This is a genomic window from Bacteroides sp. 3_1_23, assembly GCF_000162555.1.
Classification (GTDB): domain Bacteria; phylum Bacteroidota; class Bacteroidia; order Bacteroidales; family Bacteroidaceae; genus Bacteroides; species Bacteroides ovatus.
This window is the reverse complement of record NZ_GG774956.1, coordinates 67,307-93,345: the sequence shown is the minus strand read 5'-3', so window position 1 is coordinate 93,345 and position 26,039 is coordinate 67,307. Positions and strand designations below refer to the sequence as shown.

General features: G+C 41.7%; 29 protein-coding genes. 7 read left to right on the top strand and 22 right to left on the bottom strand.

The features are described from left to right. Positions 1-36 precede the first annotated feature (36 nt). The 4 genes from HMPREF9010_RS01545 (at position 37) to xpt (ending at position 4,198) form a co-directional block, all read left to right on the top strand. Positions 37-1,629, top strand: a complete 1,593-nt coding sequence (locus tag HMPREF9010_RS01545; protein ID WP_004319097.1) for a thiamine pyrophosphate-dependent enzyme — start codon at positions 37-39, stop codon at positions 1,627-1,629. A gap of 3 nt (positions 1,630-1,632) precedes the next feature. After that, on the top strand, positions 1,633-2,214 hold the full coding sequence (locus HMPREF9010_RS01550; RefSeq protein WP_004297544.1) for an indolepyruvate oxidoreductase subunit beta: 582 nt from the start codon (positions 1,633-1,635) through the stop codon (positions 2,212-2,214). A gap of 14 nt (positions 2,215-2,228) precedes the next feature. Continuing rightward, entirely contained in the window at positions 2,229-3,536 is a 1,308-nt protein-coding gene (locus tag HMPREF9010_RS01555) for a phenylacetate--CoA ligase (protein WP_004297543.1), read from the top strand. Between the two features lie 89 nt (positions 3,537-3,625). Then, entirely contained in the window at positions 3,626-4,198 is a 573-nt protein-coding gene (xpt, locus tag HMPREF9010_RS01560; RefSeq protein WP_008651654.1) for a xanthine phosphoribosyltransferase, read from the top strand. A 17-nt stretch (positions 4,199-4,215) separates the two neighbouring features. Here xpt and HMPREF9010_RS01565 read toward each other — a convergent pair whose 3' ends face one another. From HMPREF9010_RS01565 to HMPREF9010_RS01650, 18 genes are all read right to left on the bottom strand, one after another. After that, positions 4,216-4,977, bottom strand: a complete 762-nt coding sequence (locus HMPREF9010_RS01565) for an EFR1 family ferrodoxin (RefSeq protein ID WP_032843327.1) — start codon at positions 4,975-4,977, stop codon at positions 4,216-4,218. A gap of 359 nt (positions 4,978-5,336) precedes the next feature. Continuing rightward, positions 5,337-5,687, bottom strand: a complete 351-nt coding sequence (rplT, locus tag HMPREF9010_RS01570) for a 50S ribosomal protein L20 (RefSeq protein WP_004297540.1) — start codon at positions 5,685-5,687, stop codon at positions 5,337-5,339. 98 nt (positions 5,688-5,785) lie between these two features. Beyond that, entirely contained in the window at positions 5,786-5,983 is a 198-nt protein-coding gene (gene rpmI, locus HMPREF9010_RS01575; RefSeq protein WP_004297539.1) for a 50S ribosomal protein L35, read from the bottom strand. A gap of 69 nt (positions 5,984-6,052) precedes the next feature. Then, on the bottom strand, positions 6,053-6,664 hold the full coding sequence (infC, locus tag HMPREF9010_RS01580; RefSeq protein WP_004307244.1) for a translation initiation factor IF-3: 612 nt from the start codon (positions 6,662-6,664) through the stop codon (positions 6,053-6,055). 72 nt (positions 6,665-6,736) lie between these two features. Beyond that, positions 6,737-8,677 (bottom strand): threonine--tRNA ligase, encoded by a 1,941-nt coding sequence (gene thrS, locus HMPREF9010_RS01585; RefSeq protein WP_004297531.1) that lies wholly within the window; start codon positions 8,675-8,677, stop codon positions 6,737-6,739. Between the two features lie 82 nt (positions 8,678-8,759). Further along, entirely contained in the window at positions 8,760-10,790 is a 2,031-nt protein-coding gene (locus tag HMPREF9010_RS01590) for a tetratricopeptide repeat protein (RefSeq protein WP_004319106.1), read from the bottom strand. 76 nt (positions 10,791-10,866) lie between these two features. Then, positions 10,867-11,421: a peptide deformylase gene (gene def, locus HMPREF9010_RS01595; protein WP_004297529.1), complete on the bottom strand. Its 555-nt coding sequence runs from the start codon at positions 11,419-11,421 to the stop codon at positions 10,867-10,869. A gap of 45 nt (positions 11,422-11,466) precedes the next feature. After that, a complete protein-coding gene (gene ruvX / locus HMPREF9010_RS01600; protein ID WP_004307247.1) occupies positions 11,467-11,883 on the bottom strand; it encodes a Holliday junction resolvase RuvX in 417 nt (138 codons plus the stop codon). A 74-nt stretch (positions 11,884-11,957) separates the two neighbouring features. Then, entirely contained in the window at positions 11,958-13,097 is a 1,140-nt protein-coding gene (locus HMPREF9010_RS01605; protein ID WP_004311450.1) for an OmpA family protein, read from the bottom strand. A 319-nt stretch (positions 13,098-13,416) separates the two neighbouring features. Beyond that, a complete protein-coding gene (locus tag HMPREF9010_RS01610; protein ID WP_004307249.1) occupies positions 13,417-14,385 on the bottom strand; it encodes a PCMD domain-containing protein in 969 nt (322 codons plus the stop codon). A 25-nt stretch (positions 14,386-14,410) separates the two neighbouring features. Further along, positions 14,411-15,517, bottom strand: a complete 1,107-nt coding sequence (locus HMPREF9010_RS01615) for a sulfotransferase family protein (protein ID WP_004307250.1) — start codon at positions 15,515-15,517, stop codon at positions 14,411-14,413. 82 nt (positions 15,518-15,599) lie between these two features. Then, positions 15,600-17,060, bottom strand: coding sequence for a sulfate adenylyltransferase subunit CysN (cysN, locus tag HMPREF9010_RS01620; RefSeq protein ID WP_004307251.1), 1,461 nt, complete (start codon positions 17,058-17,060; stop codon positions 15,600-15,602). A gap of 12 nt (positions 17,061-17,072) precedes the next feature. Beyond that, a complete protein-coding gene (cysD, locus tag HMPREF9010_RS01625) occupies positions 17,073-17,981 on the bottom strand; it encodes a sulfate adenylyltransferase subunit CysD (RefSeq protein WP_004297523.1) in 909 nt (302 codons plus the stop codon). A 7-nt stretch (positions 17,982-17,988) separates the two neighbouring features. Continuing rightward, positions 17,989-18,597, bottom strand: a complete 609-nt coding sequence (gene cysC, locus HMPREF9010_RS01630; protein WP_004297522.1) for an adenylyl-sulfate kinase — start codon at positions 18,595-18,597, stop codon at positions 17,989-17,991. A gap of 12 nt (positions 18,598-18,609) precedes the next feature. Then, positions 18,610-20,163, bottom strand: coding sequence for an SLC13 family permease (locus tag HMPREF9010_RS01635; protein ID WP_008644081.1), 1,554 nt, complete (start codon positions 20,161-20,163; stop codon positions 18,610-18,612). 11 nt (positions 20,164-20,174) lie between these two features. Beyond that, positions 20,175-20,999 carry a 3'(2'),5'-bisphosphate nucleotidase CysQ gene (gene cysQ / locus HMPREF9010_RS01640; RefSeq protein WP_008651639.1) on the bottom strand — a complete coding sequence of 275 codons (825 nt, stop codon included), beginning with the start codon at positions 20,997-20,999 and terminating at the stop codon, positions 20,175-20,177. Positions 21,000-21,250: 251 nt separating this feature from the next. Further along, positions 21,251-21,745: an SPOR domain-containing protein gene (locus HMPREF9010_RS01645; protein WP_004311445.1), complete on the bottom strand. Its 495-nt coding sequence runs from the start codon at positions 21,743-21,745 to the stop codon at positions 21,251-21,253. Between the two features lie 115 nt (positions 21,746-21,860). Beyond that, the gene (locus HMPREF9010_RS01650) at positions 21,861-22,631 is read right to left on the bottom strand and encodes an SDR family oxidoreductase (protein ID WP_004307255.1); all 771 of its coding nucleotides are present in this window, start codon (positions 22,629-22,631) and stop codon (positions 21,861-21,863) included. 200 nt (positions 22,632-22,831) lie between these two features. Here HMPREF9010_RS01650 and HMPREF9010_RS01655 point away from each other — a divergent pair, with 200 nt between their 5' ends. From HMPREF9010_RS01655 to HMPREF9010_RS01665, 3 genes are read left to right on the top strand one after another with little or no spacing between them, the layout of a single operon-like run. After that, positions 22,832-23,041 (top strand): YtxH domain-containing protein, encoded by a 210-nt coding sequence (locus tag HMPREF9010_RS01655; protein ID WP_004297513.1) that lies wholly within the window; start codon positions 22,832-22,834, stop codon positions 23,039-23,041. 32 nt (positions 23,042-23,073) lie between these two features. Then, positions 23,074-23,436 (top strand): phage holin family protein, encoded by a 363-nt coding sequence (locus tag HMPREF9010_RS01660; protein ID WP_004297511.1) that lies wholly within the window; start codon positions 23,074-23,076, stop codon positions 23,434-23,436. 3 nt (positions 23,437-23,439) lie between these two features. Then, positions 23,440-23,697, top strand: coding sequence for a hypothetical protein (locus HMPREF9010_RS01665; RefSeq protein ID WP_004297510.1), 258 nt, complete (start codon positions 23,440-23,442; stop codon positions 23,695-23,697). Between the two features lie 7 nt (positions 23,698-23,704). Here HMPREF9010_RS01665 and HMPREF9010_RS01670 read toward each other — a convergent pair whose 3' ends face one another. The 4 genes from HMPREF9010_RS01670 to HMPREF9010_RS01685 all read right to left on the bottom strand — a co-directional run bounded on the left by HMPREF9010_RS01670 (position 23,705) and on the right by HMPREF9010_RS01685 (position 26,000). Then, a complete protein-coding gene (locus HMPREF9010_RS01670; RefSeq protein ID WP_008644079.1) occupies positions 23,705-24,097 on the bottom strand; it encodes a DUF86 domain-containing protein in 393 nt (130 codons plus the stop codon). Continuing rightward, positions 24,090-24,383, bottom strand: coding sequence for a nucleotidyltransferase family protein (locus HMPREF9010_RS01675; protein WP_004311443.1), 294 nt, complete (start codon positions 24,381-24,383; stop codon positions 24,090-24,092). Before HMPREF9010_RS01675 ends, HMPREF9010_RS01670 begins: the two co-directional genes overlap by 8 nt. Before the next feature lie 405 nt (positions 24,384-24,788). Beyond that, the gene (locus HMPREF9010_RS01680; RefSeq protein ID WP_008651635.1) at positions 24,789-25,544 is read right to left on the bottom strand and encodes a glycosyltransferase family 2 protein; all 756 of its coding nucleotides are present in this window, start codon (positions 25,542-25,544) and stop codon (positions 24,789-24,791) included. A 30-nt stretch (positions 25,545-25,574) separates the two neighbouring features. Then, the gene (locus tag HMPREF9010_RS01685) at positions 25,575-26,000 is read right to left on the bottom strand and encodes a glycosyltransferase (protein WP_229096967.1); all 426 of its coding nucleotides are present in this window, start codon (positions 25,998-26,000) and stop codon (positions 25,575-25,577) included. Positions 26,001-26,039 lie beyond the last annotated feature (39 nt).

The following is a 26,039-nucleotide window of genomic DNA, read 5'->3' as shown; positions in this document are numbered from 1 at the left end:
ACAAACTGTGATCAACACTAAATAAAAGAAATATATATGAGCAAGCAACTCTTACTTGGCGATGAAGCCATTGCACAAGCTGCACTGGATGCCGGACTTTCAGGTGTTTATGCCTATCCTGGTACTCCTTCAACTGAAATTACGGAATATATTCAAATGGCCCCAATAACGACCGAACAGAATATACACAACCGTTGGTGTGCCAATGAAAAAACAGCGATGGAAGCTGCGTTGGGTATGTCATTCGTTGGTAAACGGGCATTAGTTTGTATGAAGCACGTAGGTATGAATGTAGCTGCCGACTGTTTTGTCAACTCTGCCATCACAGGCGTGAAAGGCGGATTGATCGTGATAGCAGCAGACGACCCCAGTATGCACTCTTCGCAGAACGAACAAGACAGCCGTTTCTACGGAGATTTCTCACTGATTCCCATGTACGAACCCAGCAATCAGCAGGAAGCGTATGATATGGTATACAGTGGTTTCGAATTCTCTGAAAAATTGGGCGAACCTATCTTGATGCGTATGGTAACCCGCCTTGCACACTCCCGCTCTGGAGTAGAACGCAAAGCACAAAAACCACAGAATGGCATCTCTTTCAGCGAAGATCCTCGTCAGTTCATCTTGTTACCTGGAAATGCCCGTAAACGCTACAAAGTATTACTTGCGCGCCAAGACGAGTTTATCAAAGCTTCGGAAGAATCACCTTATAATAAATATACAGATGGTCCTAACAAAAAGTTAGGAATTATCGCTTGTGGCATCGGCTACAACTATCTGATGGAAAACTATCCTGAAGGTTGCGAATATCCGGTACTTAAAATCGGCCAGTATCCATTGCCTAAAAAGCAATTACATCAATTGATTGACTCCTGTGACGAAATCCTCGTTCTGGAAGACGGACAACCATTTGTAGAAAAACAATTGAAAGGTTATCTGGGCATCGGCGTTAAAGTAAAAGGACGCTTGGACGGCACTCTGTCACAGGATGGAGAATTAAATCCGGACTCTGTAGCCCGCGCCGTAGGCAAAGAGAATAAATCGGAATTCGGCATTCCTTCTGTCGTAGAAATGCGTCCGCCTGCACTTTGCGAAGGTTGCGGACATCGCGATATGTATATCACACTAACCGAAGTTCTGAAAGAAGAATACCCATCTCATAAAGTATTCAGCGACATCGGCTGTTACACGCTAGGCGCGAATGCTCCTTTCAATGCAATCAACTCATGCGTAGACATGGGCGCCTCCATCACGATGGCGAAAGGTGCGGCTGACGGAGGTCTTTTCCCGGCTGTAGCTGTCATCGGAGACTCCACATTCACCCATTCCGGAATGACCGGACTATTAGATTGTGTGAACGAGAATGCCAGTGTAACCATCGTCATCTCCGACAATGAAACTACCGCCATGACAGGCGGACAGGACTCTGCCGGAACCGGACGTATCGAAGCGATCTGTGCAGGTATCGGAGTAGATCCGGCTCATATCCGCGTCGTTACTCCGTTGAAGAAAAACTATGAGGAGATGAAGCAAATCATTCGCGAAGAGATCGAATACCGTGGTGTATCTGTCATTATTCCACGTAGAGAGTGTATCCAGACATTAGCACGCAAAAAAAGAAGTAAGTAAGCCATGAAGAAAGACATTATATTATCAGGAGTCGGTGGACAGGGAATTCTGTCTATTGCTACAGTGATCGGCAAAGCTGCCTTGAAAGAAGGATTATATATGAAACAAGCAGAAGTGCACGGAATGAGCCAACGCGGAGGAGATGTTCAATCCAACCTCCGTATCAGCGACCAGCCGATTGCTTCAGACTTGATCCCATCAGGTAAATGCGACCTTATCATTTCATTGGAACCCATGGAAGGATTGCGCTACCTCCCTTATCTTAGCCCTAACGGTTGGTTAGTGACTAACGAAACTCCGTTTGTCAATATCCCCAATTATCCGGAAGCAGACAAAGTAATGGCAGAAATCAATAAGCTGCCTCACAAAATTGTGTTGAACGTAGACAAAGTAGCCAAAGAAGTAGGCTCCGCCCGCGTTGCCAACATAGTCTTACTGGGAGCAACCATTCCATTCCTTGACATCGACTACGAAAAAGTACAAGACAGCATCCGTGAAATCTTCCTGCGCAAGGGAGAAGCAATTGTAGAAATGAATCTTAAAGCATTGGCCGCCGGCAAGGAAATTGCAGAAAAGCTAATGTAATAACAGACATTATCATGAATACACAATATTGGGAAGAAGAACTAGAAACCATGAGCCGGGAGAAGTTGCAGGAATTACAACTTCGACGGCTTAAGAAAACAATCAATATAGCTGCAAACTCCCCATATTACAAAGAAGTTTTCAGCAAACATGGCATCACTGCAGATAGCATACAATCATTAGACGATATCCGCAAATTGCCCTTTACTACCAAAGCCGATATGCGTGCCCACTATCCTTTCGGGCTGGTAGCAGGTGATATGAGCAATGATGGTGTACGTATTCACTCTTCTAGTGGTACTACCGGAAACCCGACAGTTATTGTTCATTCACAGCACGATCTCGACTCCTGGGCCAACCTGGTAGCCCGCTGCCTGTACGCAGTAGGAATACGCAAGACCGACGTCTTCCAAAACAGCTCCGGATACGGTATGTTTACAGGAGGGTTAGGCTTCCAATACGGTGCAGAACGCCTGGGCTGTCTGACAGTCCCTGCCGCAGCCGGAAACAGTAAACGACAGATTAAATTCATCAACGACTTCAAGACTACCGCTTTACATGCTATCCCCAGCTATGCCATCCGCCTTGCCGAAGTCTTTCAGGAAGAAGGCCTTGATCCCAAAGGAACCACACTGAAAACGCTGGTTATCGGTGCTGAACCTCACACCGACGAACAACGCCGGAAAATAGAAAAGATGCTGGGCGTAAAAGCATACAACAGCTTCGGTATGACAGAAATGAACGGTCCCGGTGTTGCTTTCGAATGTCAGGAACAAAACGGAATGCACTTCTGGGAAGACTGTTATCTGGTAGAAATTATCGATCCGGAAACAGGAGAACCCGTTCAGGAAGGAGAAATCGGAGAATTAGTACTTACGACTCTCGACCGGGAGATGATGCCGTTAATCCGCTATCGCACCCGTGACTTAACCCGTATTCTTCCGGGAAAATGCCCCTGCGGCCGCACGCACATCCGTATTGATCGTATCAAGGGACGCAGTGATGATATGTTCATTATCAAGGGAGTAAATATCTTCCCGATGCAAGTAGAAAAGATACTCGTACAATTTCCCGAATTAGGCAGCAATTACCTGATTACACTGGAAACAGTCAACAACCAAGACGAGATGATCGTCGAAGTAGAATTAAGCGACCTTTCCACTGACAATTATATTGAACTGGAGAAGATCCGCAAGGATATAACCCGCCAATTAAAGGATGAAATATTGGTGACTCCCAAAGTTAAACTGGTAAAAAAAGGCTCTCTCCCGCAAAGCGAAGGAAAAGCCGTCCGAGTAAAAGACTTAAGAGACAACAAGTAACAATTCAAATTTCCATGTGCTAATATACCAACCGCTGTTCACCATGCGGAATGGAATATTAGCACATTATTTAATTAATATCATACAGCATGCAATTACTTAAAAAAAGAATTCTGCAAGACGGAAAGTGCTACGAAGGAGGTATCCTGAAAGTAGACGGTTTTATTAATCATCAAATGGACCCTGTCCTGATGAAATCAATCGGAGTTGAGTTTGTCCGCCGTTTTGCAGCCACAAACGTAAATAAGATTATGACAATCGAAGCCAGCGGCATCGCCCCTGCTATCATGACAGGCTACCTGATGGATTTACCAGTTGTATTTGCAAAGAAGAAGTCTCCTAAAACCATCCAGAATGCACTAAGCACCACTGTGCACTCATTCACTAAAGATCGTGATTATGAAGTCGTTATCAGTGCCGATTTCCTCACTCCAAATGACAATATTCTTTTCGTGGATGACTTCCTCGCGTATGGCAATGCCGCATTAGGCATTATCGACCTCATCAAGCAATCCGGAGCAAACTTGGTAGGAATGGGATTCATTATTGAAAAAGCCTTCCAAAATGGGCGTAAAAAACTTGAGGAGCAAAGCGTCAGAGTAGAAAGCCTGGCTATCATTGAAGACTTATCCAATTGCTGCATTAAAATCAAAGACGAGTAGATTAATTGGCGAGTAGATTAATTAGGATTGAAATACTGCCCTTTATCTTTCGTTCTTTTCCCATATTGCACCGCATGCTGCGGACAAACATGATAACATGCCAGGCATGAGGTGCAATCCATCCCCCAAACAGGCTTTCTGCCCATCATCATAATATTCCCTACCGGACAACTCTTCTCACAACGCTTACATCCAATACAAGCATCCGTAGTATAAAAATTCCCGGGAGACATCTGAAAGCGATTAAATAAAGGATTGATAATCCTCGTCTTAATAAAAGGAATACTCCCTTCATGACAAAGAAACAACTCCTCTCTCCTACTTATTGAAGCATTTATTTGATTGAGAGTCGGAATAGCATCTGCCAGTTTTTTCTCCTCCAATTCTTTCTTATCTACGTCAAAACCGGGAAGCAATACATAATTATTGGGCATAGTCACAGAAAAGCCTGCATGACACTTCCAGCCTTTATGACTCAAAGCCTTCTCCAGCACCTGCTGCGTAAGCCCGGTATCATCCCCACAGGAACAAACAAAAAACAAATATTGTCTTTTATACCCCTTTAAAGAGAGTTGCCGAATAAAATTAAGTACGATTTCAGGAGGAGCCCACGAATAGATAGGAAATACAAAACCGATCTTTTCACCTGCCTGCAAACTAAACTCCAATGCTTCATTCTTTAGCGCATCGGGAATAAAAACCAACTCTTCTTTTTGCTCTTTGGAAAGCTGATTTGCAATCCACTTAGAATTACCTGTACCGGAGAAATAAAATATCATAGAAAAGTATATAAAAAAAGCCGCATCGACGATGTGATGAAACTCTGATAGAACAAGATTTGAGCGCTCGCCCTCTTTGTAATCCACCGGCTTAAAGCTGTCCCGAAGGATGTGGCCCGCCATTGAAGAACGAAGCTTTCTCGGTGCATCAGATTAATTTGAAGAGTTTCCCGATCCAGTCGATACGGCTAATATTTTTGTATCACAAATGTAATAAGAATCTATGAGACTAACAAGAAAAAAAAGGAATTTGTTTACCTACTAACATTTTTTTCACTCCCTTTTATCCGCCTAACAAAAGAAAAGTGTCAGTTACTAGCTTAGTAACTGACACTTTGTAACTCGTAAACTATTGATGCTTAAGCAGCTTTAGCTTTAGCAACTACAGCTTTGAAAGCTTCCGGGTGATTCATAGCTAAATCAGCCAAAACCTTACGGTTTATTTCAATACCGGCTTTGTGCAGACCGCCCATCAATTTAGAATAAGACATTCCTTCAAGACGTGCAGCAGCGTTGATACGTTGTATCCAAAGAGCGCGGAAGTTTCTTTTCTTATTTCTACGGTCACGGAACGCGTAAGTCAAACCCTTTTCCCAAGTGTTTTTAGCTACGGTCCATACATTCTTTCTTGCACCAAAGTAACCTCTGGTCAATTTCAAAATTTTCTTTCTTCTTGCTTTTGAAGCAACATGATTTACTGATCTTGGCATAGTTTTACTTTTTTTGAATGTTAGCGCCGCTACTTCACGCAGCGAACTTCAGGCTAATGCATTCGGTTAATACTTTAATAATACTTTTACGCTTTTGATTACTTCATTGCTAAGAGTTCCTTAACCTGGCTTACATTTGTTGTATCAACAGTTGTAGAGTAGCACAGATTTCTTTTTCTCTTCTTGGATTTCTTAGTCAAAATGTGACTGTGAAAAGCGTGCTTTCTTTTGATTTTACCTGTTCCGGTAAGGGTAAACCTTTTTTTAGAACCGGAGTTAGTCTTCATCTTTGGCATCTTACTTGTTTTTAAATTATTAAATATATAATGGCAACGCACTATACCTGCGCGTTACGCATCCTTTTCTTATTCTTCGCTCGTTTCCGGCTTCTCTGCTTTTTGTGCAGGAGCAGCAGGTTTCGGTGCTCCGGCCGTTGCAGGCTTTTTAGGAGCTTCTTTCTTCTTCGGAGAAAGCTGGATAGTCATACGCTTACCTTCCAATATCGGCATCTGATCCACTTTTGCATAGTCTTCCAAATCATTCGCAAAACGAAGCAACAATACTTCACCTTGTTCCTTAAAAAGGATAGAACGACCTTTAAAGAATACATAAGCCTTCACCTTATCACCGTCTTCCAAGAATCCTTTAGCATGTTTCAACTTAAAGTTGTAATCATGGTCATCTGTCTGGGGACCAAAACGAATCTCCTTCACATTAACCTTCACCTGCTTCGCTTTCTGTTCCTTCTGACGTTTCTTTAATTGATAAAGAAATTTAGAATAATCAATAATACGACAAACAGGGGGTTGAGCATTAGGAGAAATTTCCACTAAATCCAATTCTTTTTCTTCAGCCATTTTCAGAGCCTGAAAGATTGGATATACTTTCGGTTCAATATCATCGCTTACTATGCGAACTTCCTTGGCACGAATCTGTTCATTGATTCTGTATTGCCCTTTTAGAGTGTCATTCTTCATTAAAAACGTTTACTTCCTAGTTTGATCTTTTTATTGTTATACTAAATATTTTATTTTGAAACGGCTGCAAAGTTACCATTTATTTATCATATTCTGAACTTCTTCGTTCAAAATTTTAGCAAATTCTTCAAATTTCATGGTTCCTTTGTCACCTTCGCCTTGTCTACGAACAGAAACTTCACCATTTTCAGCCTCTTTTTCACCGACAATCAGCATATAAGGAATGCGCTTCATTTCATTATCACGAATCTTGCGGCCGATCTTCTCGTTACGATCATCTACAATCGCACGGATTTCGTGTATTTTCAGATACATCTTCACCTGTTCTGCATATTCATTGAACTTCTCACTGATCGGCAGAATAACTACCTGTTCCGGTGTCAGCCACAATGGGAACTTACCGGCAGTGTGCTCAATCAATACAGCAACAAAACGTTCCATTGATCCGAACGGAGCACGGTGAATCATCACCGGACGATGCTTCTGATTATCAGAGCCCATATATTCAAGTTCAAAGCGTTCCGGCAAGTTGTAGTCAACCTGAATAGTACCCAGCTGCCAACGACGACCGATAGCGTCTTTCACCATAAAGTCAAGCTTAGGACCATAAAAAGCAGCTTCTCCATACTCAATCTTAGCAGGCAAGCCCTTCTCCGCACAAGCCTCGATAATAGCCTGTTCCGCTTTTTCCCAGTTATCATCGCTACCAATATACTTTTCACGGTTCACTTTATCACGCAAAGATATCTGTGCTTCAAAATTCTGGAAATCCATAGAACGGAACACAATAGATATAATATCCATCACACGAAGGAACTCATCTTTCACCTGCTCCGGACGACAGAAGATATGCGCATCATCCTGCGTAAAGCTACGAACACGAGTTAAACCATGTAACTCTCCACTTTGTTCATAACGACAAACCGTACCAAATTCAGCTATACGCAACGGAAGGTCTTTATAAGAACGTGGGAAGTTTTTGTAAATCTCACAGTGGTGAGGACAGTTCATTGGTTTCAAGAAATACTCTTCCCCCTCTTCCGGAGTATGGATAGGTTGGAAAGCATCCTTGCCATATTTTGCATAGTGACCCGAAGTCACATACAGCAACTTATTACCGATTGGCGGAGTAATCACCTCCTGATAATCGTAACGTGTCTGGATACGACGTAAGAACTCCTGCAGACGCAGACGCAATGCAGTACCTTTCGGCAACCACATAGGAAGTCCCTTACCTACAGTTTCGGAGAACATAAACAACTGCATCTCCTTACCAATCTTACGATGGTCACGCTTCTTCGCTTCTTCCAATAACACCAGATATTCATCCAGCATTTTCTTCTTCGGGAACGTGATACCATAAATACGAGTCAGCATCTTACGATCTTCATGACCACGCCAATAAGCACCAGCCACTGAAGTCAACTTAATAGCCTTGATCGGAGCAGTCGTCATCAAGTGAGGACCACGACAAAGGTCAGTAAATGCACCCTGGGTATAAGTCGTAATGTGTCCGTCTTCCAGTTCAGAAATCAATTCACATTTATATGTTTCGCCACGATCACCAAACATTTTCAGAGCATCCGTTTTTGCGATGCTTTTTCTGACTACGTCTTCTTTCTTTGCAGCCAGTTCCAACATTTTAGCTTCAATGGCAGGAAGGTCGCTTTCTTTAATTACCGCTTCACCCGGATCCACATCATAGTAGAATCCGTTTTCAATAGCCGGTCCGATACCAAACTGGATACCCGGATAAAGTTCCTGCAAAGCTTCCGCCAACAAGTGTGCACTTGTATGCCAGAATGCATGCTTACCTTCTTCATCATCCCATTTATAAAGAACGAAATTAGCATCTTCATTAATAGGACGTCCTAAATCATAAGTCTCGCCGTTCACGCCACATGCCAGCACTTCCTGTGCCAGACGCGAGCTGATACTTTCAGCAATCTGTAAACCGTTCACTCCTTCGTTATACTCACGAACGGAGCCATCGGGAAATGTTATCTTTATCATAATATGATGATGTTATATTTTCATAATTTGAACGCAAAAGTAACTAAATCTTTTGAGTTTTCTATTTTTTATCAAAAAAATGTTATTCCGATTGATCTGTAAAACGTTTGATAACATTATAAGCAGAAACAATCCCCAACTCACCGGCTTTACTCAAATCTGAAATGCCCAGCTTATTATTTCCTAAGAAAATGTGAGTCAGTCCACGATTGAAATAAGCATCCGCAAAATCAGGATTTAGCTCGATCGCCTTATCGTAGTCAATAATTGCGGCACGGTAATCTTTCAACATGGCAGAAACATTAGCACGATTATAATATGCGTACACAAAGTCCGGAGCCAGATTAATCACCTTATCCAAATCTTTTCTCACCACCTCATAATCTACCGCGGTAATCTCTTTACGCTTATTATCGCCAGGAACAACATCTGTTTCGACAGCTTGTTCAGCCTTCTGATATTCCAACTGTTTACAACGAATCAATGCACGCATAAAATATGCCGGGAAGAAATCACCATCCAGCAAGATCGTCTGGGTCAAATCAGAAACCGCACTCGAGAAGTCCTGCACCAGATAAAAATCAATCGCACGGGCAAAACGTTTCGAAGCATTCTTGTCATCTTCCACAATCGCCGATGTGTGTGTATCAATCAAGGCAAAATGCACCTTCACCTGTTCTTCCGTCAATGGAGCTTCCATATTTGTGATACGAAGACGTTTCGGAAGTATACCCGTACGGTTCAAGTCTTCAATATATTTGTGGAAGTTCACCGAACGTTTCACGTCACTCATCTTCTCATAATAAGTCAAAGCGAACATCGGTTCCAGCGTTATATTTACATTCTTATCCTGCACACGACCACGATAATCACTTGTATAGCGTTGTTCGGCTTCAGAATCATCCGCAATCACTATCTTACGATAGTTATTCATATTCTTATCGGATTTCTTACGGGTCTTCTCTCCGCCTTCCTCATCATTTTCCTTATCCTTGTTCTGTGCTACATCTTTGTTCGTCACACCGTTCTGCTTGTCGATCTGCGCCTTCATGACTTTAAATTCATCCTGCTCCGCACCCTTCTTATCTCCAATCTTTCTGCGAGCTTCCGAACGCTGATAGTATCCGGCCAGGAAGTTCGGATACTGATTGATAACAGTTGTGTAATCTTGTATAGCCCCGCGATAATCACCCGTTTGCGCACGCAGCAAACCACGGTTAAAGACAGCCATCATATTATCCGGCTCCATCTTGATAACAAAGTCGAAGTCTTCGATAGCCCGGTTATCATCTCCTACCTGTGCACGTAACAAACCGCGGTTATAATGACCGATAAAGTTATTCGGATCAATATCCAATGCCAGATCATAATCGCTCATGGCACCTCTTAAATTATTCTGATGAAAACGAGCCAATGCACGGTTTATATAATTTCCAGCATTCTTAGCACTCAACGGAATAGCACGGTTGAAATCCGCTTCCGCTTCCGCATACTTAGCCTGTTGTAATTTAACAATCGCTCTTGCAGCCCAAGCATCCGGATCATATTTATCCAGTTCAAGCGCCTTATTGAAGTCATTCAAGGCAGCAATCGTATCTTTCTGTTGTAAAGACACTTCCCCCCTCATCAAATAAGCACGGGTATAGCGTGGAGACACCTTCAACAAGCTTTCCAAATCCTCTTTCGCAGCATTATAATCCTTCTTCTGGATATGAGATAATGTCAGGTTATGCCATAAAGTAATATTCTCCGGATCATAATGCAATGCTTTCTTATAATCCTCAATCGCTCCATCAAATTTACTCTGACGAATCCTTGCCAAACCACGAATCTGATAAGCACCCACCACAAATGGATTGCGTTGGATAGCTGCATCACAGTCTGCTTCAGCACCCTGAAAATCCTCCAGATTCAGTTTAGCCAATGCCCTGAAGAAATAAGGTTCATACAGATAAGGCTTAGCGTTAATAACCTGGTTAAAATACTGAATAGAAAGTACATAGTCCTCAAAATAAAGAGCGTTTCGGGCAATAGTCATCACCCGATCCGTATTTATTTGAGCACACACCAGCGTTGGGAACAGTAATAAAACTGTTAAGATTCTTTTTACCATTGATATTTTATGCTTGTAAACGAAGCAAAAATAATGCTTTTCGCTTACTTAACAGGGATATAAACGTTTTTTATCTTTATTTCACCTGTTTCATCTTATATGAACTGCGCGCTTTTCCCTTCAACATCGTATTCAGCTTTCCTTTAATCATCTGCTTACGAAGCGGTGAGATATGGTCAATGAACATCTTACCATCCAAATGATCGAACTCATGTTGCATCACCCGAGCCAGATAACCTTCCACCTCTTCTTCATGCTCCACAAAATTCTCGTCCATATATTTCACGCGAATTTTATCACCCCTTTTCACTGTTTCGTGAATACCGGGAAGGCTTAAGCATCCCTCTTCCATACTCACTTCTTCACCCCCTACTTCCAGAATGTGGGGATTGATATACGCCTTATTAAAGTCTTTAAATTCAGGATATTCCTCCGAAAGCGGATCCAATGTAATCGTAACCACGCGAATAGGCAAACCAATCTGTGGAGCAGCCAATCCTACACCGTCCGCATGTACCATTGTTTCGAACATGTTCTCAATCAACTCTTTCAGATTCGGATAATCCGGTGTTATGTCCTCTGCAACCTTTCTCAATACAGGTTGACCATATACATAAATAGGTAAAATCATACTTTTATACTCTACTAAAAAATTAAGTTATTCTTATGTCCTATACTAAAAACGTTTACTCTCCAAATATGTTTGCAAAATAATAGTAGCACTTATTTCGTCCACCAATGCCTTGTTTTGGCGGTCTTTTTTCTTCAAACCTGCCTCCAGCATGGTACGGTGTGCAAGAACAGAAGTGAAACGTTCGTCCACATATTCGACCGGAAGGTCCGGATAACGCTTTTTCAGCGAACGAACAAAAGGCTCTATATTCTTCATATTCTCCGAAACCTCATTATTCATTTGCTTGGGCAATCCAATAATAATCCGCTCCACCGGTTCTTTAGCTATATATTCACCGATAAAGTTCAGAAGTTCATGCGTGGGCACCGTCGTCAATCCGTTTGCGATCAGCTGCATTGTATCGCTCACAGCTATTCCGGTACGCTTTCTTCCATAATCTATTGCTACTATTCTGCTCATGGGGTACAAAAATACAAAAAAGACGCTTCCCGTGAAAGGAAACGTCTCTTTTATTCTATTATTTCAAATGTATATTATTCTTCAACAATAGCTACACGGCTTAACTTAGCATCATCATAGAACATGTTGCCTACACCACCCTTGTAATCAACCTTCAATTGAGAAGCAGGAACACCAAATTCATTAACCATCAGGTCACGAACAGCTTCAGCTCTCTTCTTACTCAACTTCATGTTGTATTCAGCAGAACCAGTACCCTTATCAGCATATCCTGTTATAGTAAACACTTTATCAGTTGCTTTGATACCCTTAGCCATAGCTTCAATATTCATGTATTCTCTCTTGCTGATGTTACTCTTTCCGATATTGAATACAACAACCAGACGTGGAACGAATCCAGCTTCTTTCTTAACGATCACTTCAGGTTTCTTGTTACGAGCTTCAACCAAGTCACGTTTCAAAGATTCGTTTTCACCCTTCAAAGCGTTCACTCTGTCTCTCATGTCGTTCAACTGGCTTTCCGGAACCATTGGTACAGTAGGAACAGCATCCCAACCACGTTTCTTAAACTTGTAAGTAACACCTACAGTCAGACCAGCCAATCCTTCAGGACCTGAATTGCCGAATGCGCCTTTCATCAAAAGTCCACGCAATTCAACGTTAAGATCCAAAGCAGAAGACAAACGGAAACGGTTGATCAAACCGGCATTGATACCCAGTTCGTCATAACCTGCACCTTTTCCTGAATGTACAAATCCAGCTCCTGCATAAGGAATGAATGAATACAGACGATCTTCTCTATAACCACAAATCATATTGGAAAGATTCAGCATTACATCTCCATGGAAGTTCATCACATTCCACTTTTCTTTGTAGTAGCCATTAGAATACTGTCCTCCGTCTACAAGCGGACCATTAGCATTAGGAGTAGCACCTTTAGCCTGAAGCCCGTTGTAAGCTACACGTAATCCGATACCCGGAGTAAACCACTTACCTACAGCAATGTCAAGTGCCGGAGCAAGACGTTTTCCGAAGTCAGCTTTACCATCATTGTCACCAAAATACATTTGTGCGCCAACGCCACCACTAATAAACCAGTTAGCACCAAAGCGATTTGTTTCCACTCTATAACTCTTTGCTGCATTTTCTTTTTCTTGTGCAGGCAGACATACTGAGACTGCTGCCAATAAAATAAACAATAAACCCTTTTTCATCTCAATTTATTTTAGTAAATAATATATTTCAATTGTCTTACAGGCTAGATACACAACCCAAATGTTCTACACCTGACTAAGAGACAATAAACGTCATCCTTTCTTCTAAAATTAGTGCAAATATAGATATTTAATATAACACAAACAAAAAAACACGTAAATTTTCATTCATTCATAGAATTTTATAGAGCGATAAAAGTGTAATATAACTTCAGAAGGCATCTGAAGGGGTTTGTTGTGGAAGAATTAAAACAAAAAAAAATAGTCAGTGATGAAATTAGATCACTGACTATTTCTATTCTTTGTCTATATACTTTAGTTAATATACCAGTTTTACATTGTCAATCCACAGTGTATTTCCCGGAGAACCGATATAGGCTCCTCCATGACTGGACGTGAACTGAAGACACATATGAGTCGGAACATCATTTTCATCTCCCCAGGCCACTTCATGAATAGGCACGCTTTCACCCTTACTGTTCACCGTATAACTTTCAGTCGCCTGCAAACGCATCATGTGCGACTTATATTCCGGACGATTCGTGATGTCACCGTACATAATTTCATAAGTCGCATTATTTTTCCAGTCTGTAGAATGATAGTAATAAGTCACCATAGTCCCTATCCGTTTTGCATACACATTTCCATTGGCATCTTCCCAACGTTTTTGCAGAAGCAGGATAGCTGCCGGATAATCTTTTCCGGGAACATCCGTAATCTTGCTGAAACCGGTAGCGCGAATACGGTTCTCCCGGTCGGACATCTTCACTTTATAGTCAAACTGAAGAGCCACCGGCTTTTTGGTAAACGGAATACCGGTCTGCAACATTTTCTGTGGGTTTTTAGTACCCTTAATCGGCTCATGCACCGAACCGGTAAAGACAGAGCCAGCCGCCAACACCGTAATATTAACCAGTCCCAACACTTTCACACTCTCCATGCGCGTATCCAAACGGGCGCAATATCCATCTCCCCGCTTCTCCGGGAATACCGAAGTATTAGTTTTCGTAATACCGGCAACTTTCGCCATCACATTTGAAGTAGCCCAAGGCGATCCGCCCATATTCTTATAAACCTGATCTCCCTTAATTACCGTCGTCGGCCCTATCGCATATACATTCTTTGTATTCCCACCGATAATGCTCGATTCCTTTATCTGACGGTCCACCCATTGATCCATGTCCCCAAAAGGAAGCATTTCAACTTTATGTTGCGCCATCAAAGACAAGGAAGAAATAAATGCAACGAAACCTGTCATCAACAGGCGATGAACGCTTTTCTGAATCATCAATACTTTTCCTTTCTTTTTCTTCTTATAAATTATAATCCCATTGTTTCAAAGCAAAATCCCAATTCTCTTCTACCAAACGAATCGTACGGTCGTCATATTTATATTTATTCTTCTTATATCCCTTCTTTCCGCCCACATATTTTTCTATATCACTACGTGCTTCGGCAAATCCGGGGATAGAAAGAGACTGATAAATATTCTCCGTCATTCCCATCGCATCCGCTTCAAAATCTTCAAACTTCACTTCCATCAAGTTACCTTCCGGAATAAATTTCTTATCCGATTCATACTTATGATAAAGTTTTGCATAGATAGAAAGGATATTTTCCTCTAATTGTTCATTGCTGACATCCTGCAATTTCAGCGGCTGAATCGTATTGGTAAAGAAACTGCGTGTAGATTCGAATACAGTATACGGATTACGCATCAGGTAGATAAACTTAGCATTCGGGAACATTTTCACCAGCTCCTTCACCCTGCCGGTATGCGGAGGATTCTTGCTAAGGAATTGAGTACCACGGGTATTCCACAAAGAGATCTTAATCAACTTCGTGAACACCTCTTCAAACACCTTCAACTCGGCATCCGTTATATCATCAAACAAAAGATACTTATCGGCATACTCCTGCTGATATTTCGGCAGGAACCAGAAATTATAATATGTATAAGGCATCATGTTCGACAAAGCAAACTCCTCTTCCTGGGGAAGATCCACTGCCAATTCCATATTATCCGTCGGACGTTTATCCGGCATCAGCCAACTCATATTCTTTTTGAAGAAAGGCTGTCCCCACATCATCAGATGAGGAAATACAGTCTGATAAGTAGTGTTATACCCAAAATGCTTGTCACAAGAGAACACATTATGTACAAATGTAGTTCCACTCCGCCAGTGTCCCAAAATGAACACCGGATCATGCTCCAATGGCTGATTAGCCAGCAACTTCTCGTAACGCCTGTCTTGTAATGACGCCAGTGGAGAAAGCAATCGGCACACAGCCTTCGTCAATCGGTATTTACCTTTGTAGGCTGCGTCAATTTCACGCCCGGCGGTGATAGCCTTGAATGTCTTCCAGTCGGCACCTACCAATGTATTAATCGGAAGTTTATTAAATTCGAGTAATCCCACTTTATTAATTAGAAATTAAGAATTAAAAATTAAAGACGACAGAATGCTGTCATTTTCAGTTTTCAATTTATTGTTGAACAATCTATTTTATTAGTCGCACTGCAAGGCCCTGACGTTCCAGTTCCTTCACAGCTTTCTCTACCGCTTCATAATGTTCCGGAGCAATTCCCAGTTTTGCCATATCCAATACCGGAATATCCTCCGTGTCACTCATATCTTTCATTTCCACGCGGTCGATAATCATACCTACTGCCGAAGTATTATTAGTGATCGGGTCAATCAGGATAAATGAGCCACAAGATTTATTCTTCTTATAAGGATCAAAGAACAATTCCTTAGCCGTAGTCAGCACCACACGGGCAATCTGATTCAACTGCAAAGGCAACGTCTCTTTAGTCAGCTGACCATTCTCCAGAGACAGATGCTCCATCGTATTCACGTCCACCTTATACTTTATCGTATCAATACGCGTACGACTCAAATTGGTAGTCTGCTTAATAAAGAACGACTTATTTACATCCATCGGTTCTTCATCCATCCAGACCATCATAGCATCAAAGTTACGATCCACCGTTGGCAGATTGTCAGGATGCACCAACATTTCGCCGCGCGACACATCGATCTCATCCTCCAATGTCAAGGTCACAGACTGCGGTGGGAAAGCATAATCCAATTCCCCGTCATAAGTCACGATACTCTTCACCTTAGATGTTTTTCCGGAAGGAAGCGCCATCACCGTATCCCCTTTGCGAACGATACCGGATGCAACTTTACCACAGAATCCTCTGAAATCCAGATTCGGACGAAGCACATACTGAACCGGGAAACGGAAATCCGTAAAATTATGGTCATTATCAATATGAACCGTTTCAAGGAAATCGAGCAAAGAAATCCCCTTGTACCACGGAGTACGTTCAGACTTATCCACCACATTATCCCCATCCAATGCAGAAAGTGGAATACAGTTGACGTCAGGAATACCTAATGGAGCAACAAACTTCTTATAGTCAGCCACAATCTCGTTAAAACGCTCTTCCGAGAAACCCACCAGGTCCATCTTGTTGACAGCCAACACCACATGCTTGATTCCTAGCAAAGACACCAGGAAAGTATGGCGACGAGTCTGGGTAATCACTCCGGTACGAGCATCCACCAAGATAATAGCCAAGTTAGCCGTAGATCCCCCGGTAATCATATTACGGGTATACTGTTCGTGTCCCGGAGTATCCGCGATGATAAACTTACGACCATTCGTTGAGAAATAGCGATAAGCCACGTCAATCGTAATACCCTGTTCACGTTCAGCCTTCAATCCATCGAGCAATAACGCATAGTCAATATGCTCGCCCGCATTCCCCACACGTTTACTATCACGCTCCAGTGCATCCAACTGATCCTCATACAGTTTCTTACTGTCAAACAACAAGCGTCCGATCAACGTTGATTTTCCATCATCTACCGAACCCGCAGTCAACAGTCTCAACAAGTCTTTCTGTTCATCCTTGTCCAGAAAAGCTTTTATATCTAATTTATTATCTGCCATAACTAGTTACAATTAAAAGTATCCCTCACGCTTCTTTTGTTCCATACTACCCTCCTGGTCAAAGTCAATCACACGGGTAGTACGTTCACTCTTCGTCGTAGTCATCATTTCCTCCACAATCTCTTCAATCGTAGCAGCTCCACTTTCCACTGCCCCTGTCAGAGGCCAGCAGCCCAACGTACGAAAACGAACCATCTTCATTTCAATCTGGTCACGGTACTTTTCAGGCAAACGGTCATCATCCGCCATAATAATATTGCCATCCAAATTAATTACCGGACGCTCCTTAGCATAATATAACGGAACGATCGGAATATTCTCCAAGCGAATATACTGCCAAATATCCAATTCAGTCCAGTTGCTAATCGGGAATACACGAATACTTTCCCCCTTATGCACGCGGGCATTATAAATATCCCACAATTCAGGACGCTGATTCTTCGGGTCCCATTGGTGAAACTTATCCCGGAAAGAGAAAATACGTTCCTTCGCACGTGACTTCTCCTCGTCACGACGGGCACCACCAAATGCAGCATCAAACTTATACTTATCCAACGCATGAAGCAAAGCCTGCGTCTTCATCAAGTCCGTATGCACCTTGCTTCCATGCGTAAAAGGTCCTACCCCTGCATGAAAAGCCTCCATATTACTTTCAACAATCAGATTCCATCCGTACTTCTTCGCATATTCATCACGAAACTGAATCATCTCCTTGAACTTCCATTTCGAATCGATATGCATCAACGGGAATGGCACTTTACCCGGATAAAACGCTTTTTCAGCCAAGCGTACCATCACCGAGGAATCCTTTCCGATACTGTAAAGCATCACCGGATTCTCAAATTCCGCCGCCACCTCGCGGATGATATGAATAGACTCGGCTTCGAGCTCCTTCAAGTGGCTTAATTTATATTCTTCCATATTTATTTCATTTTATACACTTCACTTTTGGCAAAACAAGCTCCAACAAACGGTTCACCGACTCCTCCAAAGTCAATTTGGAAGTATCCAGTGACAAAGCCGGATGTTCGGGAACCTCGAAAGGTGCGGAAATTCCTGTAAAATTCTGAATTTCCCCTTTCCGTGCCTTCGCATACAATCCTTTCACATCACGTTTCTCACATTCCTCCAGCGGAGTACTAACGAAAACCTCCAGAAAATCATCCTTACCAATAATGTTTGCAGCCATTTCGCGAATATCATTATTAGGGCTGATAAATGCAGCAATCGTAATGATACCACTATCCAGAAACAACTTCGACACTTCCGCTATGCGACGGATATTTTCCACCCGGTCCGTTTCGGAGAATCCCAGGTTATTATTAATTCCACTACGGATATTATCCCCATCCAGGATACGGCAAAGCAATCCACGCTTATGAAGTTCACGTTCCAATGCGATGGCAATCGTGCTCTTTCCGGAACCACTCAATCCGGTAAACCAGATCATCACACTGTGTTGCCCCAAAAGCTCTTCTTTGTCCTGCCGCGTCATCATGCGGTCAAATATCGGATATATATGGTTCTTTTCTTCCATTTACAATTTTATTTAAAAGTTCCAGATCAACGGGATCAGAATAATAGAGATTAAGAAAGTGATAATATTAAGCGGCAACCCGATACGTACAAAATCCGTAAACTTATAGTTACCGATACCTTGCACAATCAAATTTGTCTGATAACCGATCGGTGTCGAGAAGCTGGCAGATGCAGCCATACAGATCACCACAAAGAAAGGCGTAGGGCTCACTCCTAATTGGGCAGAGATTGACAGTGCCAAAGGAAACGCCAAAGCCGCTGCTGCATTATTAGTTATCAATTCCGTAAACAAGTTCGTGATAATAAATACCATTGCAAGCAACACATGCGGGCCGTAATCATCACTCAACCCGATAATAAACTTCGCAACACTATCCGCCACACCAGAGTTCACCATTGCCTTACTGATAGCAAAAGCACAGGCAATCGTAATCAGAATATCCCACGAAATATATTTAGTATATTTACGGGCAGGGAACAGATTCGTCCATGCCATAATAATAGTAGTAATAGACACAAAGAAAAACATATCCAGTTTGATATCCGGAAACATCTCCTTCGTTATCGGAAGCTCACCCACCGTTGCGCCGACAATCATCAGAACCAGCAACAGCAAAGCAAACCAACGCTTCTTCTTCCCGGTAGTATCCGGCTCATTCCCATTCGTCAACAAGACAAACACAGAAGATTCCCCCCATGTCGGAATAAACGTATCATCCGCCATCACCACCAATGTATCCCCTTCGTGAAGTACCACTTCCTCCAGATTCGACACAAAACGTTGTCCGTTACGTGTTTTAATCTCTTTTACCTCCGCACCGTAATGACGCTGGAAATTAAAATCCTTCAGTTTTTTATTGATACCGGGAAAACGGGCACCCAAAACAGCCTCTACCCGATGCAACTTCTCCCCTTCTTCTACTTCTTCATCCGGCACAGCCGTATCCGGACGTGCATCCGGCAAAAGACGTTTGGAGAAAAGAAATATATAAATGATTCCGGCAATAGCTATAAAAATACCCACCTTTCCGAGCTCGAACATAGAAAAGCCTTCAAATCCGGCCTCCAATATCATACCGTGCACCACCAGATTGGTAGAAGTACCGATCAAGGTACAGATACCTCCTAAAATAGTCACATAAGAAAGAGGAATCAGAAACTTCGTAGCCGGGAGATTCACCGACTTAGCCCAATGCTTGATAATCGGGGCAAAAATAACCACAACAGGCGTATTATTCAGAAAGGCAGAAATAAATGCCACCGAAGGTAAGATACGCAACTGTGCCTTAAATACTGTCGTCTTTCCTTGCGGAAGCAACTTCTTAATCACTTGTCCCAATGTGCCCGACTGACGAATACCCTCACTCACCAGAAACAGCAGAGCAACGGTAATCATCCCTTTATTACTAAACCCTTCCAGCATCTCCTTAGGAGTCAGAATGCCGGCACACAGAAACAAAACCACTACCGAAAAAAGTATCATGCCCGGACGCATCTTATCTGCTATCAAAGCCGCTACCATTCCTAATAGGGATAATAGTACAAATACAATTTCAAATGTCATATAAACATTATTTAGTGTTCTCTTTTTGGCTCAACGATAAACCACGGATTCAATAAATCCTCCTTATTATATCGTAGAGGTTCTTCCTTTCCAGCCTGATATACTTCCATCCCTGCAGCACGGGCTATCGCATGCCCGGCAGCCGTATCCCACTCCATCGTCGGAGCGAAACGCGGATATACATCAGCCTTACCTTCAGCAACCAGACAGATTTTAATTGAACTTCCGCTCGAAATCAACTCCACACTGCCGTGTTTCTTCTTCAAATCTGCAATATATGATTCCGTTTCAGGCGACAGGTGCGAACGGGAAGCAACCACGATCAGATGATCGTGCACCTCCTTCAAAGGTATCTGTTCCGACTTCCCAATCAGTTGTTCCAATGCCACGCCGTCATCTTCCAAACTGACAATACCGGAACATTTATAAGCCCCTACACCTTCGATCCCGAAATAAAGTTCTTTTTTAACAGGCACATAAATAATACCGAATACAGGTACAGAGTTCTGCACCAAAGCGATATTTACCGTAAATTCTCCATTGCGCTTAATAAACTCCTTCGTTCCATCCAGCGGATCTACAATCCATAAAGTATCCCATCCTCGACGGATCTCATACCCTAAATGCTTCCCTTCTTCACTAAGAACAGGAAAAGGAGTATCGTTCAGAATAGCCACAATCGCTTCATGCGCTTTTCTGTCTGCTATAGTTAGCGGAGAGTTGTCAGCTTTCCTCTCTATTTCAAAGTCCGATGCCGGATCATTATAAATAGAAAGAATCTTTTCACCTGCTTTTAGAGCCGCGTCGATAGCAGCCATTACATATTTTTGTTCCATTCAATCTCTAAATTAATGCCCTATTCACATTCAGGCAAAACATCCTCCAAATTAAGAGTTGACAAAAGTAAAAACTTTCTTTGCTATAAAAGTTTCCCCACTATCATTTATAACTTCTTTTAGTAGAAAGATAAAAATATCTAAACGAAAAAGCCACTCATTTTCAATAAAAAAGCAGTAACTTCCCAGTTACCGCCTTCTTATTCGGAAAAAAACGTTCGTTCTTTCCAATATATATTACCAAAAAGAAATCAATATACACGATACAGCAACCAAGCACCCTGGAAATCCGAACGGTTCGGGTATTTAGCCTTGAATGCATCGCGAGCTTCAGCAGCAGCAGTCTTGTCAGCAAAAGAGTTCACAATCACACGATACATTGCCTTATCAGCATTAAATGCAATCGTAGAGTGATATCCCTGTCCGTCCAACCAATCTTTCAGGCCTTCAGCATTCGCTTTCACACCAAAGCTACCTGCTACAACGCTATAATCTTTCAATCCTTCGTTACCGGAAACCACTGTAACCTTTTCCTGACGAACGCCGGATGTATCTGCCACTTTAGTAGTTGTCACAGGAGCTGCAACCACCGGAGTAACCTCTACCGGAGCTTCCACCTGCGGTTCTGCCAATTCTTGCTGTTTTGCTTTTTCGTAAGCTTTCTTATAGGCACTTTCGCTGGATTTACAAGATGCAAATGCTAGCACCAAGCATACTCCCATTCCTAATACGACTAATTTTTTCATAATCCTATACTCTGTTTTAATTAATAATTCAATATTCTCGTCTATTATATTTAGTTTCGGGCAACAAAATAATAGAAATTTTATCATCCGGCAAAGAAATCCGTCAAAAAAACGTCTATTCCGGCTTCTTCTTATACGAAATAGTGCCTGTTGCCTGATAAGTAGGCATCAAAAGTACCTCCGCAATCTGAATATGTGCAGGAGCCGACGCGGCAAAATAAACCGTTTCTGCAATGTCATCTCCCGTCAACGGACGAATCCCTTTATAAAAATTATCGGCAGCTTCCTTATCTCCCCGATAACGCACCACTGTAAAGTTTGTCTCCACCATTCCCGGTTTGACATTCGTCACTCTCAATGGAGTATCCACCAGATCAATCCGGAGTCCGTCCGAAAGAGCCTTCACGGCAGCTTTCGTTGCGCAATACACACTTCCGCCCGGATAAGCGGCATCCCCCGCAATAGATCCTATATTAATAATATGTCCGCGTCCGCGTTCCACCATACCGGGCACCACCAAACGCGTCATAGCCAACAGTCCCCTTATATTCGTATCGATCATGATATCCCATTCATCCAGGCTACCCTCGAATTCCTTATCCACACCGATCACCAGTCCGGCGTTGTTCACCAACACATCAATCGCCTTCCATTCTTCGGGTAATGATTCCAAAGAGGCGGCAGCCAATTTCCGGTCGCGCACATCAAAAGGCAATATATAAACCCGGACACCATACGCCCCTTCCAGTTCAGCTTTCAGTTCTTCCAGTTTCGATACGGTACGGGCATTCAGAATCAGATTCCATCCCTCCCTCGCAAATTTACGGGCACAACCCTCACCAATTCCGCTACTGGCGCCAGTTATAAAAACAATCTTAGCTTCCATTATGTTTTGATTTACAATATTCGAAAACAAAAGTACGCCTTAACCTTCAAAGGTTAGCTACGAAAGTCAGTTAAATAAGATTAAACCATAAAAGAAAAAAAGAATTATAAAACGTAGCAAAAAATTTCAGTTTTCACGAACAACCTTTCCATAAAAATGTTATATTTGTTGTATCATAATCATTTTAAACATTATACATTATGAAAGGATTGAATGTTTTAGCAGCTTTTCTGGGTGGTGCAGCCGTAGGTGCAGCCCTTGGTATTTTATTTGCTCCTGAAAAGGGAGAAGATACCCGTCATAAAATCGCAGAGATTCTTCGTAAAAAAGGAATCAAGCTTAATCGCAGTGAAATGGAAACTCTCGTTGACGAGATCGCTGCCGAGATGAAGGGAGAAATAGCAGAATAAGTGAGTAACCAAAGACTAAAAACAGAGCGACCATGTTTGCAGACGATAAAAGTATTGAGAATTTTCAGCAGTTGTTTTTCGAGTTCAAGAAATATCTGGAGCTTCAAAAAGAATATACCAAATTAGAATTGACGGAGAAGTTAACCATACTTTTTTCCACGTTAATTATGATATTAGTACTTATTATCCTTGGCATGGTTGCCCTGTTTTATCTGCTTTTTGCTCTTGCTTATATATTGGAGCCTTTAGTGGGCGGTCTGATGTCGAGTTTCGCCATCATAGCAGGCATCAATGTTGTTCTCATCGCCCTGGTTATTATTTTCCGCAAGCAGCTCATCATTTCTCCGATGGTGAACTTCCTCGCTAATTTATTTTTAACTGATTCAAATAAATAAATTATGAATGCGCAGACCCCGCAGAAATTTACATTAGAAGAGATTGCCGAACGTAAAAAGAAGCTTTTAAATGAGATCCATGCCCAAAAAAAAGCCATGACAGCTACTACACGCGAAATATTTGCCCCACTTGCTCCGGCAACCAACAAGGCGGATGCACTCATGCGTTCGTTCAATACCGGTATGGCTGTATTTGATGGCGTAGTGATGGGAATCAAGATTATGCGGAAGATACGGGCGTATTTTAGAAATTTGAGATAAAAACCATTTAGTCAATCGCTTGATTGGATATTTTCAAATCGTCTATGATTTGTTGCAACACATCTTTTAACTTCGGCAAATCATGTTTTATCACGTCATAAACAATTTCAGCATCTAAATCAAAATAATGATGTGCGATTATATCCCTCATTCCCATTACACCTTTCCAATCCATCTCTGGATAGAAAGATAATAACTTTTTATCTGTTAATTTATCAACACCTTTCACTCCTTCACCGATGGCTATTAATAACATACAAGTACTCTCTAGTCTTTCCATTCCGGATGGAGTCAATAAATAAAAAGAAGGGGAAGTAATAGTTTCCGAGTTCGCTAATATCCTTTCCACCGTTTGGAAAATTTTCTTTAGCAATGATTCTATTATCTGACTTTTACACATAAATTCCATCTTTATTGATACACCCTCTCAATAATTCATCCATATTATTTCGCAACCGAACCAGATCAACAGGGCATTTCAATAGTTTTTCCAATTCTTCTTTAATATGAACTAAAGTAAAGATAGAAGGTCTATCAATTTCAACACAAATATCGACATCACTACCCTCATGTTGTTCACCACGAGCAACGGAGCCAAATATCCCCATGCGAGAAATACCATATTTAGCAGCATTCTTGCGCATATACTCACGAAGCAAAGATAAGTATTCTACAGTAGTCAACATAATAAATTGCTTTTATCTATATTACAAAGAAATGCATTTTCTTTCAAAAACACAATAGATAATCAATAAAAAATATTCTAATTCTTTCTATTATACAAAACTAGAAATCTGAATATTATCTTTAATCAATAAGCATGGTATTAAAAAAACAATATATCAACGATCTTCACAGACAGTTGATATATTTAGAATACATATCAGCATTTTGCCAATATGAGGGGACAGATCAGGAATATACCGCTGTATTTTTCCCAACCTGCAGAATGTAGGGGATTCATGTGTGTAGCATGAAGTTAGGGACCTACATATTTCGTTATATTATAGGCTAATAATCTTCAGAAGTTTATTTTTAGAAAGTGGCTAGTTGATCAACACAAATCAACGATCAATTTCATTTAATTGCCATTATCCTTTCAATAATGCCAATACAAACTGTGGTACTTTCCATGCCATCTTCTCTAATTTAGTCAGAGTAGGCCATAGACCGTGAGAGGAATACACTCTAATGTCCTCTCCCCACATTTTCTTACGCTTAGCACTATCAGTAGAAAGCCCTCCCATACGCATACGTACAACATACTCTTTCAAATAAGTAACAGAAAGTCCGCCCGTCATCAGATAACGCACCAGCAGTTCACTATCCGCAGCAATCTTATAACTTTCGTTATAAAGACCTAGTCTCATCATTACCTCGCGGCGAATATAACAAGTAGGATGTAATGGAAGCCAGCCATGACGTACCTTCCACAAACGATAATCACCGCCAATCCAGTTACGTACTACCTTGTCAGTATTATCGGGATTCACAAAAAGTCCGTCACCATACAGAAAATCCGCTCGAGTAGTCTTCATGTGTTCCACAATGCGGCTTATGACCCCATTATCATAAAAGAAATCATCCGAATGTAGCAATCCGATTACATCACCTGTAGCCACACGAATTCCCTTATTGATGGCTTCATACATACCATGATCAGGCTCACTGATAATAGTTGATATACGATCTTCATATTCTCTAATAATCTCTAACGAACCATCTGTACTCGCCCCATCTACAACAATAAACTCTATGTTATTATAGTCCTGCGCCAAGACACTCTCTATAGCACCACGAATCGTCGCCACACGATTAAAGCATGACGTTATTATAGATACTTTCATAAGATTCTATTTTGAACTCGCTAATTATTGTCATCTCGGAAACCACTCCTGCAGTTTCTTCTCAATCAGTTTCTGTGCGTTTCCTTTCTCTATTTGCTTAAACTCAAAAGTTTTTGCCTGTTCCATTTTTGCAGCAAGCTCCCTTTCGTCAAATACCCCTAGCACACATCCCAAAGTATCCAATTTCCTAATTAATTGAAATTGGTCATGGATATGCTCTACCTTGTCATATCTTGGTATCACAACTATTCTTTTCCTCAATTCCATCGCTTCCGATATTGCTCCCCAGCCACCTTGAAGTATTAATATATCAGCTCTAGAAATATAACCCTTCATCTGCTCCTTTGTACAAAATTTAAAAGCTTTCGCATGTTTGTAGGGATAATCTGTATACCCAGTTTGTACTATCACCTCTTCCTTAGTTATAGCTGCCCATTCATCCACGGCTTTTGCCATACGATTGAAGGCTATGTTCATTGTACCTAAACTAGCAAA